The 25,431-nt window shown below is 64.3% G+C and carries 21 protein-coding genes; 12 read left to right on the forward strand and 9 right to left on the reverse strand.

Going from position 1 to position 25,431, the window contains the following annotated elements; genetic code table 11:
- The first annotated feature begins 64 nt into the window (after positions 1-64).
- The gene (locus ABIB80_RS05085; RefSeq protein WP_035995385.1) at positions 65-871 is read left to right on the forward strand and encodes an N-acyl homoserine lactonase family protein; all 807 of its coding nucleotides are present in this window, start codon (positions 65-67) and stop codon (positions 869-871) included.
- On the opposite strand, the gene ABIB80_RS05090 is transcribed toward ABIB80_RS05085, so the two are convergent.
- Positions 872-1,414 carry a MarR family winged helix-turn-helix transcriptional regulator gene (locus ABIB80_RS05090; RefSeq protein ID WP_007599039.1) on the reverse strand — a complete coding sequence of 181 codons (543 nt, stop codon included), beginning with the start codon at positions 1,412-1,414 and terminating at the stop codon, positions 872-874. It lies immediately after the preceding gene.
- 110 nt (positions 1,415-1,524) lie between these two features.
- Between ABIB80_RS05090 and ABIB80_RS05095 the strand changes: the two genes are divergently transcribed.
- From ABIB80_RS05095 to fahA, 5 genes are all read left to right on the forward strand, one after another.
- A complete protein-coding gene (locus tag ABIB80_RS05095) occupies positions 1,525-3,153 on the forward strand; it encodes an FAD-dependent oxidoreductase (RefSeq protein ID WP_007599040.1) in 1,629 nt (542 codons plus the stop codon).
- Positions 3,154-3,161: 8 nt separating this feature from the next.
- Positions 3,162-3,398, forward strand: a complete 237-nt coding sequence (locus ABIB80_RS05100; protein WP_007599042.1) for a DUF2783 domain-containing protein — start codon at positions 3,162-3,164, stop codon at positions 3,396-3,398.
- Positions 3,399-3,423: 25 nt separating this feature from the next.
- A complete protein-coding gene (locus ABIB80_RS05105) occupies positions 3,424-4,386 on the forward strand; it encodes an MBL fold metallo-hydrolase (protein WP_007599044.1) in 963 nt (320 codons plus the stop codon).
- Positions 4,383-5,729 (forward strand): homogentisate 1,2-dioxygenase, encoded by a 1,347-nt coding sequence (hmgA, locus tag ABIB80_RS05110; RefSeq protein ID WP_007599045.1) that lies wholly within the window; start codon positions 4,383-4,385, stop codon positions 5,727-5,729. The genes ABIB80_RS05105 and hmgA overlap by 4 nt, the downstream gene beginning before the upstream one ends.
- A gap of 231 nt (positions 5,730-5,960) precedes the next feature.
- On the forward strand, positions 5,961-7,235 hold the full coding sequence (gene fahA, locus ABIB80_RS05115; protein WP_007599046.1) for a fumarylacetoacetase: 1,275 nt from the start codon (positions 5,961-5,963) through the stop codon (positions 7,233-7,235).
- 109 nt (positions 7,236-7,344) lie between these two features.
- Here the strand turns inward: fahA and ABIB80_RS05120 are convergent, their stop codons facing one another.
- Positions 7,345-7,656, reverse strand: a complete 312-nt coding sequence (locus ABIB80_RS05120) for a DUF1272 domain-containing protein (protein ID WP_007599047.1) — start codon at positions 7,654-7,656, stop codon at positions 7,345-7,347.
- A 74-nt stretch (positions 7,657-7,730) separates the two neighbouring features.
- Positions 7,731-8,210 (reverse strand): Lrp/AsnC family transcriptional regulator, encoded by a 480-nt coding sequence (locus ABIB80_RS05125; RefSeq protein ID WP_007599049.1) that lies wholly within the window; start codon positions 8,208-8,210, stop codon positions 7,731-7,733.
- Between the two features lie 121 nt (positions 8,211-8,331).
- Between ABIB80_RS05125 and hppD the strand changes: the two genes are divergently transcribed.
- Entirely contained in the window at positions 8,332-9,447 is a 1,116-nt protein-coding gene (gene hppD / locus ABIB80_RS05130) for a 4-hydroxyphenylpyruvate dioxygenase (RefSeq protein ID WP_007599051.1), read from the forward strand.
- A 188-nt stretch (positions 9,448-9,635) separates the two neighbouring features.
- On the opposite strand, the gene ABIB80_RS05135 is transcribed toward hppD, so the two are convergent.
- The 4 genes from ABIB80_RS05135 to ABIB80_RS05150 form a co-directional block, all read right to left on the reverse strand.
- Positions 9,636-10,748: a CaiB/BaiF CoA transferase family protein gene (locus ABIB80_RS05135; protein WP_007599053.1), complete on the reverse strand. Its 1,113-nt coding sequence runs from the start codon at positions 10,746-10,748 to the stop codon at positions 9,636-9,638.
- Positions 10,749-10,956: 208 nt separating this feature from the next.
- Positions 10,957-11,757: an FAD binding domain-containing protein gene (locus tag ABIB80_RS05140; RefSeq protein WP_007599055.1), complete on the reverse strand. Its 801-nt coding sequence runs from the start codon at positions 11,755-11,757 to the stop codon at positions 10,957-10,959.
- 13 nt (positions 11,758-11,770) lie between these two features.
- Positions 11,771-14,113: a xanthine dehydrogenase family protein molybdopterin-binding subunit gene (locus ABIB80_RS05145; RefSeq protein WP_007599057.1), complete on the reverse strand. Its 2,343-nt coding sequence runs from the start codon at positions 14,111-14,113 to the stop codon at positions 11,771-11,773.
- 84 nt (positions 14,114-14,197) lie between these two features.
- On the reverse strand, positions 14,198-14,683 hold the full coding sequence (locus tag ABIB80_RS05150; protein WP_007599059.1) for a (2Fe-2S)-binding protein: 486 nt from the start codon (positions 14,681-14,683) through the stop codon (positions 14,198-14,200).
- Between the two features lie 979 nt (positions 14,684-15,662).
- Here ABIB80_RS05150 and ABIB80_RS05160 point away from each other — a divergent pair.
- The 4 genes from ABIB80_RS05160 to ABIB80_RS05175 all read left to right on the forward strand — a co-directional run bounded on the left by ABIB80_RS05160 (position 15,663) and on the right by ABIB80_RS05175 (position 20,351).
- On the forward strand, positions 15,663-17,378 hold the full coding sequence (locus tag ABIB80_RS05160) for a PQQ-dependent methanol/ethanol family dehydrogenase (protein ID WP_007599061.1): 1,716 nt from the start codon (positions 15,663-15,665) through the stop codon (positions 17,376-17,378).
- Positions 17,379-17,518: 140 nt separating this feature from the next.
- A complete protein-coding gene (locus ABIB80_RS05165; protein WP_007599063.1) occupies positions 17,519-18,688 on the forward strand; it encodes a c-type cytochrome in 1,170 nt (389 codons plus the stop codon).
- A gap of 138 nt (positions 18,689-18,826) precedes the next feature.
- Entirely contained in the window at positions 18,827-19,510 is a 684-nt protein-coding gene (locus ABIB80_RS05170) for a response regulator (protein WP_035995389.1), read from the forward strand.
- Between the two features lie 136 nt (positions 19,511-19,646).
- The gene (locus ABIB80_RS05175) at positions 19,647-20,351 is read left to right on the forward strand and encodes a response regulator (protein ID WP_007599066.1); all 705 of its coding nucleotides are present in this window, start codon (positions 19,647-19,649) and stop codon (positions 20,349-20,351) included.
- On the opposite strand, the gene ABIB80_RS05180 is transcribed toward ABIB80_RS05175, so the two are convergent.
- Positions 20,348-21,697, reverse strand: coding sequence for a hybrid sensor histidine kinase/response regulator (locus tag ABIB80_RS05180; protein WP_007599067.1), 1,350 nt, complete (start codon positions 21,695-21,697; stop codon positions 20,348-20,350). The genes ABIB80_RS05175 and ABIB80_RS05180 overlap by 4 nt on opposite strands.
- 5 nt (positions 21,698-21,702) lie before the next feature.
- Positions 21,703-22,869, reverse strand: a complete 1,167-nt coding sequence (locus ABIB80_RS05185; RefSeq protein ID WP_007599070.1) for an FIST N-terminal domain-containing protein — start codon at positions 22,867-22,869, stop codon at positions 21,703-21,705.
- 282 nt (positions 22,870-23,151) lie between these two features.
- Between ABIB80_RS05185 and ABIB80_RS05190 the strand changes: the two genes are divergently transcribed.
- The gene (locus ABIB80_RS05190; protein ID WP_354127123.1) at positions 23,152-25,191 is read left to right on the forward strand and encodes a methyl-accepting chemotaxis protein; all 2,040 of its coding nucleotides are present in this window, start codon (positions 23,152-23,154) and stop codon (positions 25,189-25,191) included.
- Positions 25,192-25,431 lie beyond the last annotated feature (240 nt).

Consider the following 25,431-nt stretch of genomic DNA (forward strand, 5'->3'; position numbering starts at 1 on the left):
GACGATGGCTTGGTGCGGTCGATCGCCCCTGAAGGTGCATCCACAAAAGAGCAAGATCAAAATCATGGGAAACGCCTACGAAATCTACGCACTGCGCTATGCGACGATGTCGCCGCGCACGCCCAATATGAACTTCCTCGCGCCCGACCCGCACGACAGCGCGGCGCAGGACCTCGACTATTTCGTCTGGCTGATCCGCGGCAACGGCCGCGACATTCTGGTCGATACCGGCTTCAATGCCGAGGAAGCGTCCGCGCGGGCGCGCAAGCTGACGCTCAATCCGGTCGACGCGCTGGAGCGCTTTGGTGTCGCGGCGTCGAGCATTCGCGATATCATCGTGACGCATCTGCATTACGACCACGCCGGCAATCTGGACCGTTTCCCGCACGCGCGCTTCCATATCCAGGAGCGCGAGATGGCCTACGCGACGGGGCGCTGCATGTGCAACGGACTGCTGCGACATCCGTTCTCGGTCGAGCACGTCACCCAGATGGTCCGCCATGTCTATGGCGAGCGCGTCAATTTCTATTCCGGCGACGGCGAGGTCGCGCCCGGCGTCACCGTGCACCGCGTCGGCGGCCATTCGGACGGCCTGCAGGTGGTGAAGGTTGAGACCGCCCGCGGACCGGTGGTGCTGGCGTCGGATGCCGCGCATTATTACGCCAATCTCCAGCGCCGAAGCCCATTCCCGATCGTCTACAATGTCGGCGACATGGCGGTTGGCTGGGAGACGATCGAGCGTCTCGCCGGCCATCCTGACCGGTTCATTCCCGGGCATGATCCGATCGTGACGGAGATCTATCCGCGCGCCAGCGACAAGGTCGATGTTTGGGCGCTGCATTTGCCGCCGTCGCGATCGTTTGCGAAGTGATCAATACGCCTGCTTGGCGTCGGCCTCTTCGCTGGTCTGGATCAGGTCGAGGCTCTGTTCGATCTTGCCGAGCAGCGTCGATAGCTGTTTGCGCTCCTGCGCCGAGAGGCAGGCGAGAATCTCGTCTTCCCGCCGCAGCAATTGCGGAAACAGTTCCTCGTAGAGCGTGCGGCCTTTCCTTGTCAGTCGCAGGCGGAATTCGCGGCGGTCGGCTTCGTTCTCGACGCGCTCGATCAAACCCTGGTGCAGCAACATGGTCACCGCGCGGCTGATGGTGGATTTGTGCGTGCGGGTGCATTGCGCGACGTACTGCGCGCTGCAGGCATCGTTGCGGAAGCCGAGCGTCGCGATCACGCGCCAGGCCGGGATGTCGAGGCCGTGACGTTCCTGATATTCGACCGCGAGCGCGGAACTCACCTCCGCGGCGAGCCGGTTGAGGCGGAACGGCACGAACCTGAATAGGTCGAGCCGTGTTTTTGGCCGCGCTGAGGCCTCATCGGCCTCGCGTGTCTTCAGCGCGATGTCGCTGGATGTCCTCGCCAAGGGAGAGCGCTCCGAATTCCAGTTGACGGCCGGCCGGCTCCGGTCCAAAATAGTTGCACGTGAGACTATTAGCAGATCAGGCCTCTCCTGACCAGAGCCGAGGTTAGCGCATGGCGAAGGCCAATACGCATCAGGCCAAAACCCAGTTCGGCTATCGCCGCCACCCCGATCAGGATCGTCCCGGCCAGAGCGCGGCCGAGCATCCCGTGGTGGTCGTCGGCGCGGGCCCGGTCGGGCTGTCGCTTGCGATCGACCTTGCCCAGCGCGGCCAGCACGTCGTCCTTCTGGATGATGCCGACCGTATCGGAGAGGGCTCCCGTGCGATCTGCTTCTCGAAACGGTCGCTGGAATATTGGGACCGGCTCGGCGTCGGCGACCGCATGGTCGACAAGGGCGTGGTCTGGAGCGTCGGCCGCATCTTCCACGGCGAGCAGCAGCTCTACCAGTTCAATCTGCTGCCGGAGGACGGTCACAAGCGGCCGGCCTTCATCAATCTCCAGCAGTACTACGCCGAAGCCTATCTGGTCGACCGCATCGGCGATCTACCCGAGATCAACCTGCGCTGGCGCAACAAGGTGACGGCGCTGGAGCGCCGCAACGATTCCGTTGCGCTGACAATCGAGACGCCGGAGGGCGCCTATCGCCTGCACGCGCAATATGTCGTCGCCTGCGACGGCGCGCGCTCTTCGCTGCGGCAGATGGTCGGCGCCGACTTCGCGGGACAGGTGTTCGAGGACCAGTTCCTGATCGCCGACGTCAAGATGACCGCGGAATTCCCGACGGAGCGCTGGTTCTGGTTCGATCCGCCGTTTCATGCGGGACGTTCGGCGCTGTTGCACCGACAGCCTGATGATGTCTGGCGCATCGACCTTCAGCTCAATCGCTATGCCGACCCCATCGTCGAGAAGAAGCCCGAGAACGTGCGGCCGCGGATTGCGCGCATGCTCGGCCACGACAAGTTCGAGTTCGAGTGGATATCGCTCTACAAATTCCAGTGCCGACGGATGGACCGCTTCGTCCATGGCCGCGTGATCTTTGCAGGCGATTCCGCGCATCAGGTGTCGCCTTTCGGCGCGCGCGGCGCCAACTCGGGACTTGAGGACGCCGAGAATCTCTCCTGGAAGCTCGACCGCGTGCTGCGCGGCGCTTCACCCGCGAGCCTGCTCGAGAGCTATCATGTCGAGCGCAGCCTGGCTGCCGACGAGAACATTCGCGAATCCACCCGCTCGACCGACTTCATGGCACCGAACTCGCATCAGGAAGCGCGGCTGCGTAAGGCGGTGCTGTCGCTGGCCAAGGAAACGGAGTTCGGCCAGCGCATGGTCAATGGCGGGCGGCTCTCGGTGCCGTGCAGCTATGACTCGCCGCTGTCATCGCCGGATGCGGATGCGTGGCGCGGTGGTCCGCTCCCGGGTTGTTCGATGCTCGATGCTCCCGTTGCGACGCCCACGGGCGAGCAAGCCTATTTGACGGACGCGTTCCGCAAGGGTGGAACGGACTTCACCTTGCTGTCATTCAGCAATGGCGCGGCGATTGAGGCGCCGGTTGGTGTGAAGGATATCCGCATCGGCGGGAAGGACGGGCTCGCAGATCCGGCAGCGCTCACCGCAAAGCGCTATGATGCGGAACCAGGCTCAGCCTACTTACTCAGGCCGGACGGCTACGTTGCGGCGCGCTTCCGGCGTCCAACGCGCGAAGCGATTGCGACCGCGCTGTCGCGGTCTCAAGGCTTGAATTGAGGATTCGCATGCCGCTCTCGACCAGTTCCAACTTCGCGCGGCCCGACGACGCCTTTCGCGCCATCGTGGAGGCGCATCGTGGCTTCACCGACGAGCAAAGCGCCGATTTCGACGCGGCGCTGGTGCTGATCCTCGCCAATCACATCGGCGATATCGACGTGCTGCGGGAGGCGATCCTCCTCGCCAGGCGGCGCATGATCGACGGCCAGCAGCAGCAACAGCAACAACAACAGCAACAACAATAACCCCGAAGACTTGAAGGATGAATTGATGGCGAAGAACTTCGCATCCACCGGCGACCTCTCCGAAAAGAAGATTACCTTCTCGGAGATCGGCACCGATCTCTACGCCTTCACCGCGGAGGGCGATCCGAACACCGCGATCATCGTCGGCGACGACGGCTGCCTGGTGTTCGACGCGCAATCGACGCCGGCGATGGCGAACAAGGTGATCGAGCGCGTCCGTACCGTCACCGATAAGCCGATCAAATATGTCGTGCTGTCGCATTATCACGCCGTGCGCGTGCTCGGTGCCTCCGCCTACAAGGCGCAGGGCATCGTCGCCTCGCAGGAGACCTATCGCCTGATCGAGGAGCGCGGCCAGCAGGATTGGGATTCCGAGTATGGCCGCTTCCCGCGCCTGTTTCAGGACGCATCGAGCATTCCCGGCCTGACCTGGCCGACGCTGACCTTCGAAGGCGAGATGTCGATCTATCTCGGCAAGCGCGAGGTGCGCCTGATGCAGCTCGGCGCCGGCCACACCTCCGGCGACATCGTCGCCTGGGTGCCCGATGCCGAGGTGATGTTCTCCGGCGACCTGATCGAATACCATTCGGCCTGCTATTGCGGCGACGCGCATTTGCGCGAATGGCCGCTGACGCTGAACGAAATCCGCAACTTCAATCCCAAGGCGATCGCGCCGGGCCGCGGCGATGCGCTCAAAGGTGTTGCCACGGTGCGTGAAGCCATCGCGATGACGCGTGACTTCGTCACCTCGCTCTATGGCGCCGCCGAAATCTCGGTCGCCAAGGGCCGCACGCTGAAGGAATCGATGGCCGCGACGCGCGAGGTCATGGATCCGAAATTTTCGAGCTTCGCGATCTACGAGCACTGTCTGCCGTTCAACGTGTCGCGCGCCTTCGACGAGGCGTCGGGAATCGACGACCCCGTGATCTGGACCGACAAGCGCGACCAGGAGATGTGGGCCGCCCTGCAAGGAGGAGGATCATCATGAACATCAATACCTCGCCCGATCAGATCATTCGCAGCACGGCCCAGGTCACGCCGGGCTACATGTCCGGCTTTGGCAACAGTTTTGAGACCGAGGCGCTGCCGGGCGCGCTGCCGATCGGGCGCAACTCGCCGCAGCGCTGTGCCTACGGCCTCTATGCCGAGCAGCTCTCCGGCTCTCCCTTCACGGCGCCGCGCGGCAGCAACGAGCGCTCATGGCTTTATCGTATTCGCCCGTCGGTGAAACATTCGGGTCGCTTCGAGAAGGCCGACGGCGGCCTGTGGCGCTCGGCACCGTGCCATGAAAACGATCTGCCGATCGCGCAGTTGCGCTGGGATCCGGCGCCGATCCCGAAGGAGGACATGACTTTCCTTCAGGGCGTGCAGACCATGACCACCGCCGGTGACGTCAATACCCAGGCCGGCATGGCCGCCCATGTTTATCTGATCACCAAGTCGATGGTGGACCAGCACTTCTACAATGCCGACGGCGAGCTGATGTTCGTGCTGCAGCAGGGCAATCTTCGCATCGTCACCGAGTTCGGTCGGATCGATGCCGAGCCCGGCGAGATCGTGGTGATCCCGCGCGGCGTCAAGTTCCGGGTGGAGATTCCGAGCGGACCGGCGCGGGGCTATCTCTGCGAAAACTACGGCGGCGCCTTCACCCTGCCGGAGCGCGGGCCGATCGGCGCCAACTGCCTCGCCAATGCCCGCGACTTCCTGACGCCGGTCGCGCACTACGAGGACAAGGACACACCGACCGAGCTATTCGTGAAATGGGGCGGCGCACTGTTCAAGACGACGTTGCCGCACTCGCCGATCGACGTCGTCGCCTGGCACGGCAATTATGCGCCGTATAAATATGATCTGCGCAGCTTCTCGCCGGTCGGCGCGATCGGCTTCGATCATCCCGATCCCTCGATCTTCACCGTGCTGACCTCGCCGTCGGAGACCCCAGGCACGGCGAATATCGACTTCGTGATCTTCCCCGAGCGCTGGATGGTCGCCGACAACACCTTCCGCCCGCCGTGGTATCACATGAACATCATGAGCGAGTTCATGGGCCTGATCTACGGCGTCTACGACGCCAAGCCGCAAGGTTTCGTGCCGGGCGGCATGAGCCTGCACAATTGCATGCTGCCGCACGGCCCCGATCGCGACGCTTTCGAGCACGCCAGTAATGGCGAGCTGAAGCCGGTCAAGCTAACTGGCACCATGGCCTTCATGTTCGAGACCCGCTACGCGCAGCGCGTCACCGCGCACGCCGCGAATTCCGCGACGTTGCAGGACGACTACGCGGATTGCTGGAAGGGCCTGGAAAAGCGGTTCGATCCGAGCAAGCCGTAGCGATCTTCCCCTCTCCCCTTGTGGGAGAGGGTGGCTCGCCGCGTAGCGGCGAGACGGGTGAGGGGTCTGTCTCCGCGAACAAGCCTCTCTCATTCGGACACGCAGATACAACCCCTCATCCGGCGCCAAAGCCGAAGCTTGGCTTCGGCGTTCTCTTAAGTAACGGCGGCCAAAGGCCGCCTATGCCACCTTCTCCCGCAAGCGGAGAAGGAAAAAGGACCGAGTGAAAAAGTGACAACCCACCCCAACGATCCCAGCCTCCGCTCTTTCATCGACGTCGATCCCGCCTCCGACTTCCCGATCCAGAACCTGCCCTACGGCGTGTTCTCGACCGCGGCCAATCCGACTCAGCGCGTCGGCGTGGCGATCGGCGACTATGTGCTCGATCTCTGGGAACTCGAGCAGGATTCGCGGCTCGACGTCGGGCCGCTCGGCGTGTTCTCGACGCCGTCGCTCAATGCTTTCATGACGCTGGGACCAAAGGTCTGGGCGAAGACGCGGGCGCGGATCAGCGAGCTGCTGCGCCACGATCATCCCGAGCTGCGCGACAACGAGGAGCTGCGCAAGCAGGCTCTGGTGCCGATGCGCGATGCGAAACTGCATCTGCCATTCGCAGTCTCCGGCTACACCGATTTCTATTCGTCCAAGGAGCACGCCACCAACGTCGGCGTCATGTTCCGCGGCAAGGACAATGCGCTGCAGCCGAACTGGCTGCACATGCCGATCGCCTACAACGGCCGTGCCTCGACCGTCGTGGTCTCGGGCACCAAGGTGAAGCGTCCGCGCGGGCAGCTGAAGCCGCCCTCTGTCGAGGTGCCGAGCTTTGCGCCCTGCAAGCGGCTCGATTTCGAGCTGGAGATGGGTGTCGTGATCGGGCAGCCCTCGCCGATGGGGGGCATGCTCACTGAGCAGCAGGCCGAGGAGATGATCTTCGGCTTCGTGCTACTCAACGACTGGAGCGCGCGCGATATCCAGCAATGGGAATATGTGCCGCTTGGCCCGTTCCTCGCCAAGGCGTTCGCGACCTCGATCAGCCCGTGGGTGGTGACGCGCGAGGCGCTGGAGCCGTTTCGCCTGAGCGGGCCGGCGCAGGAGCCGGTGCCGCTTGACTACCTCAAGCAGGGCAAGCCGCAGAACTATGATGTGGAGCTCGACGTCTCCTTGCGTGCCGCCGGAGCCAACGCGCCGGCCGGCATCAGCCGCACCAATTTTAAGTACATGTACTGGTCGTCGGTGCAGCAGCTGATGCACCACGCCTCCTCCGGCTGCGCCATGAATGTCGGAGATCTCCTCGGGAGCGGCACCATTTCCGGTCCGGAGAAGAACCAGCGCGGCAGCCTGCTGGAGATCAGCTGGAACGGCACCGAGCCGGTCGAATTGCCCGACGGCATCAAGCGGTCGTTCCTGGAAGACGGCGACAGCCTCGTCATGCGCGGCTGGTGTCAAGGCGAGGGCTATCGCGTCGGTTTTGGTGAGGTCGAAGGGACGGTTTTGCCGGCGGAGTAGGGCGCCCCACACTCGGTCTTGTAGGGTGGGCAAAGGGGCATCAGCGCCGTGCCCACCATTCCTCTCCGCGATCGCGGTAGGCACGCTTCGCTTTGCCCACCCTACGAAGTCAGCGCATTTCAGGCGGTACGTCCTTGACCCGCGCGCAATGCGCCGCGACGTCCTCCAGGCTGTACTTCAGATGCACTCGCTTATCCGACGGCGCCTGCTTCGTCGTGCACACGCCCGGTCGCCATTCCTGCACTGGCCTGATCGGGCGCGGCGCAAAACCGCCGCCGCAGTTCGGGCACACGTTGGACAGTTTCGTCTCCGCGCAGTCCGCACAGAACGTGCATTCATAGGAGCAGATCCGCGCATCGGTTGCGTTCGGGGGCAGGTCGCGGTCGCAATATTCGCAGTTCGGTCGAAGCTGAAGGGCCATGGCTCAGTCTCCGCAGATTGGCCGGGATCATCGCAGATCGCGCGCGCAGCGCGAATGCCGGATTTCCCTCGATTTCAGCCGGGTTTGATTTCCTTCAGCGGCAGACGCGTGCTTTCCTTCAGCCGGTCGAGCACGATCGAAGAGCGCACATGCGCCACGCTCTGGTGCGGCATCAGCACGTCGTTGACGAGATTGGAGAGACCCTTCAGGTCGCGCAGTACGGCTTTCAGCACATAGTCGGCGTCGCCGGTGAGCGAATAGGCCTCCTGGATCTCGTCGATTCGATTGACCAGCGTTCGGAAGCGTTTCGAGTTATCCGGTGAGTGGGTCGCCAGCGTCACCTGGATGAAGGCGACCACGCCGAAGCCCAGCGCCTCGCTGGAGAGATCGGCATGATAGCCTGAGATCACCTTCTCCTCCTCCAGCCGCATCCGTCGCCGCGAGCATTGCGAGGCCGAGAGGCCTGCGAGGTCGGCCAGTTCCTGGTTGGTGAGGCGGCCGTCGTCCTGGAGCGCGCCCAGGATCTTGAGGTCGAAGGCATCCACCAAAGTCATGCGCGGTTTACCCATTTTATGCACGGACCGTGCACAACATAGCCAAACAGCGTCCCATTTGCACGCTCATTGCAGGCGTCGTGAAGGATAGTTCCTCTCAACAGCAATTTGGGAGAGCAGCATGGGTCCGTTTCCGCACGATGCACCGCCGGCCACGATCACCGCCGATAATCCGATGGGCACCGACGGGTTCGAGTTCGTCGAATATGCGCATCCCGATCCGGACCAGCTGCACGCCCTGTTCAAGCTGATGGGCTATGCGCCCGTCGCGCGCCATAGAACGAAGACGATCACGGTTTATCGTCAGGGCGATATCAACTATCTGGTCAACGAGGAGCCCGGCACTCACGGTCACGATTTCGTCGCCGCGCACGGCCCCTGTGCGCCGTCAATGGCGTTTCGGGTCGTCGATGCGAAGAAGGCCTATGACCGCGCGATTTCACTCGGCGCCGAACCTGCGGATGTGTCCTCCGCGCAGAAGACGCTCGATGTCCCCGCGATCAAGGGCATCGGCGGCAGCCTGCTCTACTTCGTCGATCGCTACGGCGCCAAGGGTTCGGCCTATGACGGCGAGTTCGAATGGCTCGGCGCGCGCGATCCGCGGCCTGCCGGCGCCGGCCTGTTCTATCTCGATCACCTCACCCACAACGTCCATCGCGGCCGCATGGATGTCTGGACCGGGTTCTACGAAAAACTCTTTAACTTCCGCCAGATCCGCTTCTTCGACATCGAGGGCCGCGCCTCCGGCCTGTTCTCGCGGGCGCTGACGAGCCCCGACGGCAAGATCCGGATTCCGATCAACGAGGACGCCGGCGATTCCGGCCAGATCGAGGAATATCTGAATATCTATCGCGGCGAAGGCATCCAGCACATCGCCTGCGGCTGCCGCGACATCCACCGCACCATCGAGGACTTGCGCGAAGCGGGCCTGCCCTTCATGCCGGCGCCGCCCGCGACCTATTTCGAGCGGATCGACGCGCGGCTGCCGAAGCATGGCGAGGACGTCGCGCGGCTTCAGAAAAACGGCATCCTGATCGACGGGGAGGGCGTGGTCGACGGCGGCCAGACTAAGGTGCTGCTGCAGATCTTCTCGGCCAATGCGATCGGCCCTATCTTCTTCGAGTTCATCCAGCGCAAGGGCGACGACGGTTTCGGCGAGGGCAATTTCAAGGCGCTGTTCGAATCGATCGAGGAGGATCAGATCCGGCGTGGGGTGTTGAAGGTGGATGCGGCGTAGGCGCGCTACCTATAGGCACGCCGCAGCGTCAAACACAGCCGTCGTCCTGGCGAAAGCCAGGACCCATTACCCCATGGAGCGGTCGGTGGGCGGACTGGTAACTCCGGGTCTTCGTCAAACCACGTTTGGTGGCTATGGGTCCTGGCTTTCGCCAGGACGACCCGGAGTGTGATGCGACAGCGGAGGCCTTAACGCCCCGCCTTCCACGCCTTCATCACCGCGCCGATCTCGGCCACTTCCGGCTCGCGCACCGCCGATGGCGTCCGCGAAAAGCGCGGCGCCGGCGCCGGCTGCTTCACGCCGTGGCGCTCGACGAAGACGTTGCGGGCGACCATGTGCGGATGCTCGGTCGCTTCCGACATGGTCAGCACCGGCGCAAAGCAGATGTCGGTGCCTTCCATGATCTTGCACCAGTCCTCGCGCGTCTTGCTCTTGAATACCGTCTTCAATTTTTCCTTCAGCGCGGGCCAGGCCTTGCGGTCCATCTGCGCGTCGAAGTCGGCGTCGGTCAGGCCGGCGTGTTCGCGCAGCAACGCGTAGAACTGCGGCTCGATCGAGCCGATCGAGACGAAATGGCCGCAGGCACATTCGTAGACGCCGTAGAAATGCGCGCCGCCGTCAAGGAAGTTCTCGTTGCGGCCTTCGGTCCAGCGGCCGAGCGTGGTCATGTCGAAGAAGAACGACATCAGCGATGCCGCGCCGTCGCACATCGCGGCATCGACGACCTGGCCCTTGCCTGACCGCGAGCCCTCCAGCAGCGCCGCGAGCACGCCGACCACGAGGTAGAGCGCGCCGCCGCCGAAATCGCCGACCAAATTGAGCGGCGGCACCGGCGCTTCCTTCGTGCCGATCGCGGCGAGCGCGCCGGTGATGGAGATGTAGTTGATGTCGTGGCCGGCGGCGTTGGCGAGCGGGCCTTGCTGGCCCCAGCCGGTCATGCGGCCGTAGACCAGCTTTGGATTGCGCGCGAGCACCACGTCAGGCCCGAGGCCGAGCCGCTCCATCACGCCGGGACGAAAACCCTCGACCAGTGCGTCGGCATTCGCAAGCAGATCGAGCACCTCCGCGATCGCCGCCTTGTCCTTGAGGTCGAGCTCGACCACCTTGCGGCCGCGGCCTGCGACCGACTTCATGTTCTTCCTGGCGCCGACCCGATCGAGCGTGACGATTTCGGCGCCCATGTCGGCCAGCATCATGCAGGCGAACGGGCCTGGTCCAATGCCGGCGAATTCAACGATGCGGAAACCTGCGAGCGGGCCGGAGGTGCGGACGGAGGAGTTTTGGGCTGATTGATCGGGCACGTGTTTGTTTCCTCGGATCCAAGGCGCATATTGCCGATGGTCGGCAAGCGCCGAGGCGTTCCTCTGCGGGGCAAGTTAATTGGCCGATTAACTTTTCTCGCCTCCACGCCAGTGAGGCAAGCGCTTTTCACCCGCACGGCCAAATAAAACGGCGCGCACCGAAGTGCGCGCCGCGGAAAATTTGTGTTGAGGCGCTAAGGCGCGATGATCAGCGAGCGGCAGCCACCGCGCGCTGCGCCATCACCTTGATGAGGTTGGCGCGGTACTCCGCCGTTCCGTGGATGTCGGCCAGCAGATTGCTCGCCGAAATGCTCACGCTGTCGATCGCCGACGGCGACCAATTCGCCTTCAGCGCCGTTTCGATGGCCGGGACCCGCATCACGCCGCTTTGCGAGGCGCCGGTGGCGGCCACCCGAACCTCGCCCGACTTCGTCTGCGCGACGAACACGCCGGTCAGCGCGAAGCGAGACGCCGGGTGGCGCATCTTTTCGTAGCCTGCCTTCGCCGGAACCGGGAACGACACGGCGGTGATGAGCTCGCCGTCTTCCAGCGCCGTCGTGAACAGGCCCTGGAAGAAGTCATCCGCCGTAATCGACCGCTTGTTGGTCTTCACGGTGGCGCCGAGCGCGAGCAGCGCGGCCGGAAAATCCGCGGCAGGATCGTTGTTGGCGATCGAGCCGCCGATCGTGCCGCGATAGCGCACGGCGGGGTCCCCAAGCACCGAGGTAAGATAGGCGATTGCGGGGATCGCCTTCTTCACATCGGCATTCTGCATGATGTCGAAATAGGTCGTGCCGGCCTTGATGGTCAGCACGTCGCCTGAGAGCTCGACGCCCTGCAGCTCCTTGATCTTGCCGAGGTCGATGACGTCGGACGGACTGGCGAGGCGTTGCTTCATCACCGGCAGCAGCGTCTGGCCGCCGGCGAGGAACTTTGCTTCGCTGCTCTTGGAGAACAGGCTGACGGCCTCGTCGACCGAGGACGCGCGATGATAAACGGTCTGGTACATCTTCGTTCCTCCCTTAAGCCGCGTGGATCGTGCGCCACACCCGGTCCGGGGTTGCGGGCATTTCCAGATTGTTCTTGCCGATCGCATCCGTGATCGCGTTGATCACGGCCGCTGACGCGCCGATCGCGCCGGCCTCACCGCACCCTTTGATGCCGAGCGGATTGCCCGGGCACAGCGTCGTGGTGTGGGAGAGATTGAACGAGGGAACGTCGTCGGCGCGCGGCATGGCGTAGTCCATGAACGAGGCCGTGACCGGCTGCCCGCTGGCGTCGTAGATCGCGTGCTCGAGCAACGCTTGTCCGATGCCTTGCACGAGACCGCCATGGACCTGGCCCTCGACGATCATCGGGTTGATCAGCCGGCCGAAATCGTCGGCCGCGACAAAGTTGACGAAAGACGTCTTGCCAGTGCCGGGATCGACCTCGAGCTCGCAGATATAGGTGCCGGCCGGGAAGGTGAAATTGGTCGGGTCGTAGAAGGCGCTTTCCTTCAGGCCCGGCTCCATCCCGTCAGGCAGATTGTGCGCGGTGTAGGCCGCGAGCGCGACCATCGGGAAGGCGATCGCCTTGTCGGTTCCGGCCACCTTGAACTCGCCGTTCTCGATGACGATGTCGCCTTCCGAAGCTTCCAGCGCATGCGCGGCGATCTTCTTGGCCTTGGATTCCATCTTCTCCATGGCTTTCAGGATCGCGGTGAGGCCAACGGCGGCCGAGCGCGAGCCGTAGGTGCCCATGCCGAACTGCACCTTGTCGGTGTCGCCATGGACGATCGAGACCTGGCTGATGGGAACGCCGAGCCGCTCCGCGACGAGCTGGCAGAACGTGGTCTCGTGACCCTGGCCGTGGCTGTGCGATCCCGTCAGCACCTCGATGGTGCCGACCGGGTTGACGCGGACTTCGGCGGACTCCCAAAGACCGACGCCGGCGCCCAGGCTGCCGACGGCCTTCGACGGCGCGATGCCGCAGGCCTCGATGTAGCAGGACACGCCGATGCCACGCAGCTTGCCGTCGGCCTTCGCCTTGGCCTTGCGCCCGGCAAAGCCGGCATAGTCGATCGCCTTCATCGCGGCATCGAGCGAGGCATTAAAGTCGCCGGTGTCATAAGCCATGATCACCGGCGTCTGGTGCGGGAACTGGGTGATGAAGTTGGTCCGGCGCAACGCGGCCGGATCGACCTTCAACTGCCGCGCCGCCGTCTCCATCAGACGTTCGATCAGATAGCTCGCCTCGGGGCGGCCGGCGCCGCGATAGGCGTCGACCGGCGTGGTGTTGGTGTAGACCCCGACCACCTCGGCATGGATCGCCGGGATGTTGTACTGGCCCGACAGCAGCGTCGCGTAGAGATAGGTCGGGACCGAGGACGAGAACAGTGACATGTAGGCGCCGAAATTGGCGTAGGTCTTCACCTTCAATCCGGTGATCTTGTTGTTGGCGTCGAAGGCCATCTCGGCATGGGTGACGTGGTCGCGGCCATGCGCATCGGTGAGGAAGGCCTCGGTCCGGTCGCCGGTCCATTTCACGGGACGGCCGACTTTCTTCGAGGCCCACAGCGCCACCATCTCTTCGGGATAGATGAAGATTTTCGAGCCGAAGCCGCCGCCGACGTCAGGCGCAATCACGCGCAGCTTGTGCTCGGGTGCGATGTTGTAGAACGCCGACAGCACGAGGCGGGCGACGTGGGGATTCTGCGACGTCGTGTAGAGCGTGAAGTGCTCTTCCGCCGAATCGTAATCGGCAATCGCCGCGCGGGGCTCCATTGCGTTCGGCGCGAGACGGTTGTTGGTGACGTCGAGCTTCACCACGTTGGCGGCCTTGGCGAAGGCGGCATCGGTGGCGCCCTCGTCGCCGATCACCCAGTCATAGACCTGGTTGCCGGGAGCTTCGGGATGCAGCTGCGGCGCGCCGGACTTGATCGCGGCGTGAACGTCGGCGACCGCGGGCAGCTCTTCGTAGTTCACGACCACGGCTTCGGCCGCGTCGCGTGCGAGATTTTTGGTCTCGGCGATCACGACTGCGACCGCCTGACCGACGAAGCGCACCGTCTCCGGCGCCATCGCCGGCCATGCGCCCATCTTCATCGGGCTGCCGTCCTTGGAGGTGATTGCCCAGCCGCAGATGAGGTTGCCGACCTTGTCGTCGACGATCTCCTGTCCCGTCAGCACCGCGACCACGCCCGGCATCTTCAGCGCGGCGGAGGAATCGATTCCCTTCACCTTGGCATGCGCGTGCGGGCTGCGGATGAAATGGGCATGGGTCATGCCCTGCAATTTGATGTCGTCGACGTAGCGGCCCTTGCCGGTAATGAAACGCTTGTCTTCCTTGCGCACGACGCGCGCGCCAATGCCTTCAACACCCATGTCTGGTCCTCCCGACCGGAATTTGTCTTGACCGCGCTTTCCCTCGAAAGCGGCGGCGATGGTTTTTGTTTCGAGGCGCGCCGATTACTCGGCCGCCTGCGAGACCTTCATGCGGCCTGCTGCGTCCAGTACGGCTTTGACGATGTTGTGGTAGCCGGTGCAGCGGCAGATATTGCCTTCGAGCTCGTGGCGGACGGTGGCCTCGTCGAGCTGGCCACCATAGCGGTGCACGATGTCGATGGCCGACATGATCATGCCCGGCGTGCAATAGCCGCACTGCAGGCCGTGATTGTCGCGGAAGGCTGCCTGCATCGGGTGCAACTCGTCGCCCTTGGCGATGCCTTCGATCGTGGTGATGCTGGCGCCGTCGGCCTGTCCCGCCAGCATAGTGCAGGATTTGACCGCCTTGCCGTCCATATGGACGACGCAGGCACCGCACTGGCTGGTGTCGCAACCGACATGGGTTCCGGTGAGGTTGAGGTGGTCGCGCAGCAGCTGAACCAGCAGCGTGCGGTCCTCGACGTCGACGGCAACAGCCTTGCCGTTCACCGTCAGTTTGACTGTAGACACGTGAGTACCTCCCGAATGTTTATAGTTATTCCAATTAGAGACAGCGCGAACGGAAGTTTGCAACTGGGATTTTACAGGCGGCGCGTCATGGAAAGGTCATCCGTGACGGTTGCCGCGGTGCGCGATTCGGTCGCGATACCCCGTGCCGCCGCCAGCGCGTGGCGCGACTTTGCAAGGAGCCTTCGAAAACGATGTGCGCTTCGTCAGCGGCGGGCTTGGTTCAACCGCCGGTGCGAGGCGCTGGTCCTGGACGTGGGGTCCTCGCGCGTCATGCCTCCCTTTGATGTCTTGTTCGTTGACACGAATAGGAGCACGCGCTTGCGCCAATGTAATCGCGATCTTGGTAGTAGGCGGTGGCAAGCTAAGTCATTGATTTTGTTCGTGACGGTGCACCGCAGCTGTGCTGGCCCGATGCCGGTGGCGAGCCGCGCCGGCCGGGGCGCCCAGGACTGCGACCGTGGGGCTGAAGGTCGGTCCGGTGAAGGCGCCGCGCGGGCGGCGTCGCGGGCTTTGCCAAGGTCGGGCCACGGTCCGGCTGGAAACGATCGCCCGACGTCACCATCCTGCACGACGAGGCCGACGCGCAGACCGGCGGCAAGCTCGCACATCTCGGCGCGCGGCTGACCGACTCGACCTCGCGAAAACTTGCCGCGAACGTCTTCGAAAAATTTGCGGTGGTGGTAGCGCCATCATCGTGACCGATGCACGCGACGCCGGATGGGAGCGGCCCGATTGTGTCGCGGTGCGCCCAAATCCGACGGCTCGTTTCGAGCTGCAAGCAGGGACAAGACGCAAGTCTGAACAACGAGATGAGCGGCGCAACTCGCCAACCATCCGCACTACTACCTTCCGCCTATACTAACCGCGAAACGGCGATGCTGTAATTTCGAACGATGGCTCGCAGACAAACTGCGCATCACGAGCGCAGCGCGCTCAAGCGCCCAACATGGCGTGCACAACAACACCGCGGAGGGAATACATGACCTTTGGAACGAAGGGCTTCTTGGCTGGCATCTCGATGATTGCGATGCTGGCCGCCGCTACGCCGGGCGTTCGCGCCAACGACTCCCTGCTCAAGGCGCAATCCGATTCGAACCAATGGGCCGTTGCCGGCCACGACTACGGCAACACGCGCTTCAGCCCGCTGAAGCAGATCAACACCGAGAACGCCGGCAAGCTGACGCTCGCCTATTCGTTCTCGCTGGCGTCGCTGCGTTCGAACGAATCCTCGCCGATCGTCGTCGGCAACACGCTCTACGTTTCGAGCTCCTGGGGCCCGAAATATGTCTACGCGCTCGATGCCGCCACCGGCGCGCGCAAGTGGACCTACGAGCCCGATATTCCCGAGGACGTGCTGCAATACGCCTGCTGCGATGTGAACAATCGCGGCGTCTCCTATGCCGACGGCAAGATCTTCGTCGGTCGCCTCGACGGCAAGCTGACGGCGCTCGATGCCGCGACCGGCAAGTCGCTGTGGACGACGAAGGTGGTCGACTACAAGCAGGGTTCGGTCATCACCTCGCCGCCGCTCGTCGTGCGCGACAAGGTCATCACCGGGTTCGGCGGCGGCGAATACGGCGTACGCGGCTCGCTCCAGGCCTTCGACATCGGCACCGGCAAGCAGTTGTGGCAGACCTATACCGTTCCGTCGCCGGATGAGCCCGGCGGCGACACCTGGAAGGGCGACTCCGCCCAGCATGGCGGCGGCGCGCCCTGGCTGGTCGGCTCCTACGATCCGAAGACCGACACGGTTTATTGGGGCACCAGCAATCCTGGACCCTGGAATACGGCGGTGCGCTCGACCGGCGACGGCAATTTCGGCAAGCTGACCAACCTCTACACCGCCTCGACGGTGGCGTTCGATCCCAACACCGGCAAGATCAAGTGGCACATCCAGACCACGCCGGCCGATGCCTGGGACTATGACGGCGTCAACGAAGCCGTGCTCGCGGATCTGAAGATCGACGGCAGCACCGTTCCGGCGCTGATGAAGGCGGATCGCAACGGCTACTTCTTCGTCGCCAACCGCGAGACCGGCAAGGTGCTTTCGGCGGAGAAATACGTGTTCTCCAACTGGGCCAAGAAGTGGGACGTCGCCACGATGCGCGCGGTCGAGGATCCCGACAAGCGTCCCGGGCCGAATCATCCCGCCAAGGACATCTGCCCGAACCTGATCGGCGGCAAGAACTGGCAGCCGATGTCGTTCAATCCGCAGACCGGTCTCGTCTACATCCCGTCCAACAACGTCTGCATGGACTGGTCGGTCTCGGACGTCGCCTACAAGCGCGGTGTGTTCTATCTCGGCGCCGAATTCCCGACCAAGGAAGGTCCCGGCGGCTTCCTCGGCGAGCTCGTGGCCTGGGACCCGGTCGCGCAGAAGAAGGTCTGGTCGATCAAGGAAGACCTGCCCTTCAACGGCGGCACGCTGACCACCGGCGGTGGCCTCGTGTTTGCCGGCAACATCCATGGCGATTTCCGCGCCATCGATGCGAAGTCCGGCAAGGTGTTGTGGAGCAAGAATCTCGGCTCCGGCATCGGCGCAGGTCCGGTGACCTATCAGGTCGACGGCACGCAATATGTCGCCATCGTCGTCGGCCGCACCGCTGCGCTGCCGGCGTTCCTGGGCGAGATAGGAAAGAAGATGACGGCCGCAGCCCCCGAGGGCGGTTCGCTCTTCGTGTTCTCCGTCCAGTGAGCACTCGCGCGCGCATCCTCGAGGTGACGGGATACGCGCGCGCCTTTTCCTGACACGAGCTGCGGCATCGGCCGATGCCTGGTGCCGCAGCGCCTGGCTCAACAGAGCTCCGGCCCAATCAAGAGCTACGGGAGACGAGGATGCGTCCGAATCGTTCTGGCATCGGTGCGAGCCGAAATCGCGCCATCGCAGGTCTGCTCGCATGTGCCGCCGCGCTGGTGGTTCCCGCCTTGCTGCATGCGGACGAGGCGCAGCCGCTGCGTCTCTGCGCCGACCCGACCAATCTTCCATTCTCAAGCGATAATCCGTCTCAGCCGGGCTTCTATGTCGAGATCGGGCAGGCCCTGGCGCAGGCGCTCGGCCGGCCGGTCGCCTACGACTGGTACAAATCCTATTTCGGCAAGCGCACCGTGCGTGTCACGCTGCTCGGCAAGCAATGCGACGCCATGATCGGGCTGCCGCGGTCCGAGGATTTCATGGGACCGGCCGTGATCTTCTCCGGCACGGTCGCGAAGGAGGGCTATGGCCTCGTGGCGGCCAAGGGGCAGGTGCTCAACAGCCTCGACAGCCTCCACGGCAAGCGTGTTGCCGTGCAGTTCGCCAGCACGCCGCAAAACCTGCTCGCGAGCCGCGCCGACATCCGGATGGTGACGGTGCTGTCGCCCGAGGAAGGCATGCAGGCGCTCGATCAGGGCAAGGCCGACGTCGCCTTCATCTGGGGCCCGGTCGCCGGCTGGCTGAACAAGACCAGCTACAATGATCGCTATCAGATTCAGCTCACCGAGGGCGAAGGCCTGTCATGGGATGCGGCGATCGGCTTTGCGAAGACATCCACCGAGCTGCGTGATCGCGTCGATGCCGTCCTGCCGCAGCTTCAGGCCACGATCGGCGCGCTCGCGGTCAAATATGGCTTGCCGACCGGCCAGCCGGCTCGCTTCGGTGCGGCCCCAGCGATGCCGGCGGGAACGACCATCGGGGCCGGGCCCGGCGCGACGCAGACCGCCAGTGTGGTCGCCACCGAGACCAAGGGCGACGCGCCCGGCACCGAGGCCGTCGGTTCGGGCAAGGAGATATTCAACGGAACCTGTGCGCACTGCCACGGTCCGGACGCGATCCAGAGCGAGCGGAAGATCGACCTGCGGCTGCTGCGTCATCGCTACGGTGACGATATGCGCGAGAAATTCTGGACCACCGTGCATGAGGGGCGGCCGACCAAGGGTATGCCGGCCTGGAAAGAGGTCTTCACCGACGATCAGTTCGACCACATCTTTTCCTTCCTGCTGACGGTCCAATCCGAATCGAACGACTGAGCGATCTTGACCGAGCGCGATCGGGAGGATGTGGTAGCGTCCGTCCGGCATCATCCCGGCGCCGGACGGCGATCGCATGGATGTGCCGCTTCCGCCGCCGCGGCAGGTGCGCGTGCGATGCAGTGTTGGGAAGGCGCCATGACCAGCTTCCTGATCATCGACGATCATCCGCTGTTTCGCGAGGCGCTCGGCAATGCGGTGCGGCTGGCCTTGCCGGAAGCGCGGATCTTCGAAGCGATGTCGATCGCGGATGCGCTGCATATCCTGTCGGCCGAGCAGGGTATCGACCTTGCGCTGCTCGATCTTTCGCTGCCGGACGCGACCGGCTTCTCCGGCTTTCTGCGCTTGCGCGAGGCCTTTCCGCGCCTGCCGGTCGCCATCGTGTCGAGCGAGGAGGACCAGCGCGTCGTCCGCGAGGCGCTGGCGCTGGGTGCCGCCGGATATCTGCCCAAGTCGACGTCGAAGCGTGAGCTGGCGCAATCGATCGAGGGCGTGCTGAGCGGGTCGGTGTCGGTGCCGAAGGATTTCGTGGCGACGCCGCAGCGGCGGGCCGAGGCCAGCAAGGCGCTCGAGGTCAAGCTGCACGAGCTCACGCCGCAGCAGCTTCGCGTGCTCGACCTCCTGCGTCGCGGCTATCCGAACCGCCAGATCGCCCAGGAGCTTCAGCTCGCGGAATCCACGGTGAAGGCGCATATCACCGAGATCCTGCGCAAGCTCGGCCTGTTCAGCCGCAACAAGGCGATCATCGAAATCGGCAAGATGGAGCTGCCCGATCCGCGCAGCCGGCCTTATGCGCGGCCCGATCGCGGCAGGTCGCAATGACGCGCAGTGTCGTTCTTGACCTGGATCAAGCCGGCTTGGCGGTGCCGAGCCATTCTCAACGCGTTCAATTCGACGCCGGCCCTGGCGGCCTCCTGGGCGAGGTCTTCAGCAAGGTCTTCACAATGGCTCTTACGTGATGCGATTTCTGATCGTCGAGGACCATCCGCTGTTTCGCGAGGCGCTCGAAGGCGCGCTCCGGATGGTGGCGCCCGCGGCCGATATTGTTCAGGCGACGTCGATCGACGGCGCGCTGGAGCAGATCGCGGCGAGCACCGAACTCGACCTGATCCTGCTCGATCTGTCGATGCCGGGCACCACGGGTCTTTCGGGCATCATCCGCATCCGCAAGGCGTTTCCAAAAATTCCCGTCGTCATCGTATCCGGACATCAGGATCGGCAGATCGTGTCCGGCGCGTTGTCGCTCGGCGTGTCCGGCTACATCCCCAAATCGTCGTCCAAGCAGGAGCTGGCACAGTCGATCGGCGAGGTGCTGCGCGGCTCGGTCTGTGTTCCCGCCGCCTATCGCGGACGGGCCCGGCCGCAACGGGCGTCCGGCCCCGCGCAGGATCTCCTGAAGCGCCTGCACGAGCTGACGCCGCAGCAATTGCGCGTGCTCGAAATGCTCCAGCGCGGCCTGCAAAACAAGCAGATCGCCTACGAGCTGACGATTTCGGAGACCACGGTGAAGGTCCACGTCTCCGAGATCCTGCGCAAGCTCAACGTGCTCAGCCGCACCAAGGCGATCGTCGAAATGTCCAGGATCGACTTCGCGACGCTGGCAGCCGAGAGCCCCACGGCCCATCGCGAGCGGGCACAGCCCGATCCACCCGCGCGGGACTAGCCCAGCAGGAACGACAGCAGCGCCCGCATCTCGGCGGGCTTGATCGGCTTCTTCAGCACCTCGAGGCCGTGGCGGCTCGCTTCCTTTGCAGCCTTGTCGGAGTAGTCGGCGGTGATGATCATGGCCGGCGTGTCGAGCTTCAGATGCTGGCGGACATCGGCGATGGCCGACAGGCCGCTCTCGCCGTGATCGAGGTGCAGATCGGCGATCACGGCATCCGGCGCACCGCCGAGCTCGCTGAGGCGCAGCAGCGCATCGGCAGCCGAGCGCGTGGTCGCGACGTCGCAGCCCCAACCTTCCAGCAGCGCGGCCATCGCCTCCGAGCCGTTCGGGTCGTTCTCGATCAGCAGGATCTTGGCGCCTTCGAGCCCGCTATAGTGCCGCTCGTCGAGCTTGATCTCGTGCACCTCGTCGCCGACCTCCGCGAGGTCGGTCGGCTCCAGCTCCAGGGTGAAGGTCGATCCTTTGCCGATCCGGGACGACAACTGCACCCCGTGACCGAGCACGGTTGCGAAACGGCGGACGATGGAGAGGCCGAGCCCGAAGCCGGCCTGGTCGGTCGCGGTTGCTTCGCCGCGCTGGAATTCGCGGAAGATTGCCTCCTGCTGCGCCTGCGCAATTCCAGGCCCGGTGTCGGAGACCTGGACGCAGATGCGGTCGCCCCGCAGCCGGCATCCCATGACGACGCCGCCGCTGCGGGTATAGCGGATCGCATTGGCAAGCAGATTCTGAAGGATCCGTCGCAGCATCATCGCATCCGACCTCACCGCGTGCGGTGAGGTGCGGATGTGCAGGGCAAGCCCCTGCCGCGCCGCGACCGGCTCGAATTCGTTGCGAAGCTGCTCGAACAGGGGCGCCAGCGCGATGGCGCGCACGTCGGGCTTGAGTGCGCCGGCGTCGAGCTTTGCGATCTCCAGCAGCGACCGCAGTAGGTCCTCCAGCATCAGCAGCGAGCGGTCGGCCTGGTCGATCAGCAGGCCCGCTTCCTGCGACTCCATCATTTCGGTCAGCGCCGACAGCGTCAGCCGCGCCGCGTTGAGCGGCTGCAACAGGTCGTGGGTGACCGAGATCAGCACCGATGATTTCAGCGAGCTTGCGGCTTCAGCCTGTTGCTTGGCGCGGTAGAGCTCTTCATTGGCGCGCTCGACCGAATGCAGCGCTCCGCGCAACTGGTGAGTCCGGTCGCGGACCTTGTGGTCGAGCGCAATCGCAGTCTCGAACAGCGAGAAGGCGTTGAGCTGCTGGTCCATCGAGCGCTCGACGCGCGACATCAGGGCGGCGTTGATCTTCTTCAGCTTCGCCGCCTCGCGCCGCAACTGGTCGGTCGCATCAGGGCCCTGCCACATGTCCGTCACGACGGGCGCCTTCCGATCGCGACGCCGGTGAAGGTCTGGTTCACATGCATGGAGCCGAACTGCTCGCCATAGGTGTGAAAGCCGACGACTCGGTTCTGCCGGTACAGTTCGGACATGTCGCGGGTGAGCTGGTGCTGCTCGGCGTCGAGCCGCCGGAGCAGGCACTCGAAGCCGATATAGAGCGAGACCTCTCCGATCTGGTCGCGGATTTCGGTGAAGGTGTCGCGGGTCGAGCCGACCAGGCTGCGCGACGTCGCCGCCGTCAGCACCATGCCTTCGTCGATGGCGCAGAAGAAATGCAAGGAGCCGTCCGGTTCGACGCGCTGGATCGACCGCGCGTAATAGGCGCCGCCGACCCGCACCAGCACCGGGTGGGACGCGAAGGAGAACGGATCGAGCTTGGCGTCCAGGATCCCGACCATGCGCGAATATTCCTCGGCCGCTGGCTCCGCGTTCAGCTCCCTGACCGTTCGATTTTCGATGTCGGCTTCGGTGACCACCATCTTCTGCGGACTGGGCTCGAAATTGTCGCACTTGAAAACCCGGAACGGCAGCGAGGTGTTCAACAGGATCAGGAGGGCGGCATTGGTGTGTGCCTTGCCGTCGCAGAACACCCAGGTCTTCTCGAAGCGCATCCCGTCACCCGCGGAGCCGCCGACAACCGGAATGTCGTCGAGCGAGGCATAGATCGCGGACATCACCGCCTCTTCGCGGCGGCACAGGCCGTCGATCAACACGAGGCCGAAGGCATTGCCGCGATCGACTTGCGGGGTGATCCGCAACAGCTCGTGCCGGAGCTCGCCGCCGATTCTGCGGCCGTCCTCGACGCGGAAACTGTCGAGGTTGAAAATCGGCCGCACCGCGGCCGAGAAATCGGCACGGCTGAACGCGAGCGCCACGACGCTGTTCTCGTCCCAGCCGTCAGGGGCGAGCTCGCCCGCGGTCGTGCAACCGCAGATCCGGGTCTCATCGAACTGCCGGGTGATCTCGGCGATGAAGCGATGGGGGTCGTAGCGGGGCGAGAGGAAGACCAGGATCAGCGCCAGCTCGTCGGACGGGAGTTGGGCGACGAGCTCGGCCACGGCTTCATCGACGCTCGCAGCCTTCGATTTGGCAACGGCAACGCCAGACGCACCGCCAAACCGAAAATCGGTTTGCCCCACTCGTTTCTCCCCTCGAGGACCAGCCCGGTCTAACGCCAAGTGCCTGATAAGTGTCCGACAAGTTCCCCAAGAGTAAGGCGCTTTCCGGTTGGCCGCAACACGGCCCCCTCGGCCCGGCAAGGCTGAACGAGCGCCGGGAGGACGGATAGTCTCGCCACCCGGGGTGCAGGCCGGCTGGATTTACCGCCTCTTGACGTTTCTGCCTTAATTTTCCGCACAGGTTCGGGAAGGGCTGCTTCCGGGCCGGCTGAGCGTTGCAAGAACAGAGGGTTGGGGGTGGGAATGTCCGGACGTATCGCGTCTTCGTCGAAGCGCACCATAATGCCGACCCTCAGGTTCCGCGCCAAGATCATTCTGGGCTTTGCCGCCGTGCTGGTGATCTCCGCCGGCAGCATGGCTTTCTCCTATTTTGGCTTCGAGCGGGTCTCGTCCGGGGTCGGGTCCTACCGCAGCAGCGTCACCGAGGCCGATCTCGCCCGCAATATCGACCGGGAGCTGCTCGCCTATCGCTCGGCCGCCAAATACTTCGTCGTCACCGGCAAGGAGGACGACGCCAAGACGGCGCTGGACGCGGAGACCGGCCTCAAGAGCGCCATCGACCAGGCGGTCAAGAGCGCCAAGAAGCCGGCGCGCCAGGAGGGCCTGGGCAAGCTCGCCAAGGAGTTCTCCAACTTCTCCGCGACCTTCGCAAAAGTCCTCCAGGCCAAGCGTGACAGCGCGCTGCTGGTGCAGAACCAGCTCATGCGCAACGCCAACCTCCTGAAATACAAGCTCGACGACATCGGCAACAATGCCTCCGATTCCGAGGCGCAGGCGATCGAGTTCGGGACCAAGCAGGTCAATGCCCAATTCCAGACCGCGAACGCGGCGGCGACCAATTTCGTGCTGACATCCGATCAGGCGATTGCGACCAGCGCGCTGGCGCGGCTGAAATTCGTCGAGAACTCGCTCGGCGCGGTTTATTCCATGGACGACAAGATCGTCGCCGGCCTGAAGGATGCCAAGGGATTACTCGGTGCCTATCGGGAATCGCTGGAGAAACTGATCGCCAATGCCAAGATGATCGACGATCTCGTCACCGAGATGAGCGGTTCGGCCGGCGCGATCCTTCAGGGTGCTACCGCCATGAAGGCGGACCTCGTTGCCGAACAGCAGCGGCTGGAGTCCGAATCGGAAGCGACCATCGGGAAGACCGAGCAACTGGTGCTGATGCTGGCCGTCGGCGGCACGCTGCTCGGCGCGGTCCTCGCCTTCCTGCTCGGCACCGGCATTTCGCGTCCGATGATCGCGATGTGCAAGGCGATGCGCGAGCTTGCCGCGGGCAATTTCGATGTCGTGCTGCCGGGCCTGGGCCGCAAGGACGAGATCGGCGAGATGGCTGGCGCGGTCGAGGAATTCAAGGTGCAGGCCGTGGCCAAGGCCGAGCGCGACGCCGCCGCCAACGAGGCCCAGAACAAGGAAGCGAGCGCTGCTCGCCGTTCGGAGCTGATTCGTTTCGCCGACGATTTCGAGAGCGCGGTCGGTGCCATCGTCTCCAACGTCTCGGCCTCGGCCGTGCAGCTGGAATCGGCGGCCTCGACGCTGACCCGCACCGCCGAGACCACGCAGAGCCTGTCGAGCCAGGTCGCCGACGTCTCCGAGCAGGCCTCCAGCAACATGCAGTCGGTCGCGACCGCGACGGAAGAGCTCTCGGCCTCGGTCGAGGAGATCGGCCGCCAGGTACGCGATTCCAGCCGCATTGCCGAAAACGCCGTGGTGCAGGCAAAGGAGACCGACAATCGCATCGGCAAGCTCTCGCATGCCGCCCAGCAGATCGGCGAAGTGGTCAAGCTGATCACGGCGATCGCCGAGCAGACCAATCTTCTGGCGCTCAACGCGACCATCGAAGCGGCACGCGCCGGTGAAGCCGGCCGCGGCTTTGCCGTCGTGGCCAGCGAAGTGAAGTCGCTGGCGAGCCAGACCGCGAAGGCGACCGACGAGATCTCTTCGCACATCACAGGCATGCAGGGCGCCACCGCCGAGTCGGTTGCGGCGATCAAGGAGATCGGCGCCACCATCGGCCAGATCTCGTCGATCTCGACGTCGATTGCGAGCGCAGTGGAGCAGCAGGGCGCGGCGACGCAGGAAATCGCGCGCAGCGTCCAGACCGTCGCGCAGGGCACTCAGACCGCTGCCACCGACATCGGCCAGGTCAACCGCGGTGCCGCCGAAACCGGCTCGGCTTCGGAAGAGGTGCTGCATTCGGCCAAGACGCTGTCGTCCGAAAGCACCCGCCTGCGCGCCGAGCTCGACCGCTTCATGGGGAATATCCGGGCGGCGTGAGGCCCGAAGCGCGCCACGCACTCCGCCGTCGTCCTGGCGAAAGCCAGGACCCATTACCCCAAGGAGGAGTTGTCGGGCGAACTGCTAACCCCGAGTCATCGCCAACTGCTCACTGGGTAGCGCTTGTCCAGGACGACGAGACCCTGCGTCACCTAACCGCCAGTTGCGGCGCCACAAGTTTACCGCCGCTTATCCTTTGCCATTTACCGTGCTCACGCGTCAGGAAGCGGGCTGCTTCCG

The sequence above is a fragment of the Bradyrhizobium sp. i1.15.2 genome, assembly GCF_040548425.1.
Taxonomy (GTDB): domain Bacteria; phylum Pseudomonadota; class Alphaproteobacteria; order Rhizobiales; family Xanthobacteraceae; genus Bradyrhizobium; species Bradyrhizobium canariense.

What these genes read in the sequence shown, in the direction of transcription:
- ABIB80_RS05085 (WP_035995385.1), top strand. Translation starts at nt 65, where the DNA reads ATGGGAAACGCCTACGAAATCTACGCACTGCGCTATGCGACGATGTCG.
- ABIB80_RS05095 (WP_007599040.1), top strand. Translation starts at nt 1,525, where the DNA reads ATGGCGAAGGCCAATACGCATCAGGCCAAAACCCAGTTCGGCTATCGC.
- ABIB80_RS05100 (WP_007599042.1), top strand. Translation starts at nt 3,162, where the DNA reads ATGCCGCTCTCGACCAGTTCCAACTTCGCGCGGCCCGACGACGCCTTT.
- ABIB80_RS05105 (WP_007599044.1), top strand. Translation starts at nt 3,424, where the DNA reads ATGGCGAAGAACTTCGCATCCACCGGCGACCTCTCCGAAAAGAAGATT.
- hmgA (WP_007599045.1), top strand. Translation starts at nt 4,383, where the DNA reads ATGAACATCAATACCTCGCCCGATCAGATCATTCGCAGCACGGCCCAG.
- ABIB80_RS05120 (WP_007599047.1), bottom strand. Translation starts at nt 7,656, where the DNA reads ATGGCCCTTCAGCTTCGACCGAACTGCGAATATTGCGACCGCGACCTG.
- ABIB80_RS05125 (WP_007599049.1), bottom strand. Translation starts at nt 8,210, where the DNA reads ATGACTTTGGTGGATGCCTTCGACCTCAAGATCCTGGGCGCGCTCCAG.
- hppD (WP_007599051.1), top strand. Translation starts at nt 8,332, where the DNA reads ATGGGTCCGTTTCCGCACGATGCACCGCCGGCCACGATCACCGCCGAT.
- ABIB80_RS05140 (WP_007599055.1), bottom strand. Translation starts at nt 11,757, where the DNA reads ATGTACCAGACCGTTTATCATCGCGCGTCCTCGGTCGACGAGGCCGTC.
- ABIB80_RS05145 (WP_007599057.1), bottom strand. Translation starts at nt 14,113, where the DNA reads ATGGGTGTTGAAGGCATTGGCGCGCGCGTCGTGCGCAAGGAAGACAAG.
- ABIB80_RS05160 (WP_007599061.1), top strand. Translation starts at nt 15,663, where the DNA reads ATGACCTTTGGAACGAAGGGCTTCTTGGCTGGCATCTCGATGATTGCG.
- ABIB80_RS05165 (WP_007599063.1), top strand. Translation starts at nt 17,519, where the DNA reads ATGCGTCCGAATCGTTCTGGCATCGGTGCGAGCCGAAATCGCGCCATC.
- ABIB80_RS05170 (WP_035995389.1), top strand. Translation starts at nt 18,827, where the DNA reads ATGACCAGCTTCCTGATCATCGACGATCATCCGCTGTTTCGCGAGGCG.
- ABIB80_RS05175 (WP_007599066.1), top strand. Translation starts at nt 19,647, where the DNA reads ATGCGATTTCTGATCGTCGAGGACCATCCGCTGTTTCGCGAGGCGCTC.
- ABIB80_RS05180 (WP_007599067.1), bottom strand. Translation starts at nt 21,697, where the DNA reads ATGTGGCAGGGCCCTGATGCGACCGACCAGTTGCGGCGCGAGGCGGCG.
- ABIB80_RS05190 (WP_354127123.1), top strand. Translation starts at nt 23,152, where the DNA reads ATGTCCGGACGTATCGCGTCTTCGTCGAAGCGCACCATAATGCCGACC.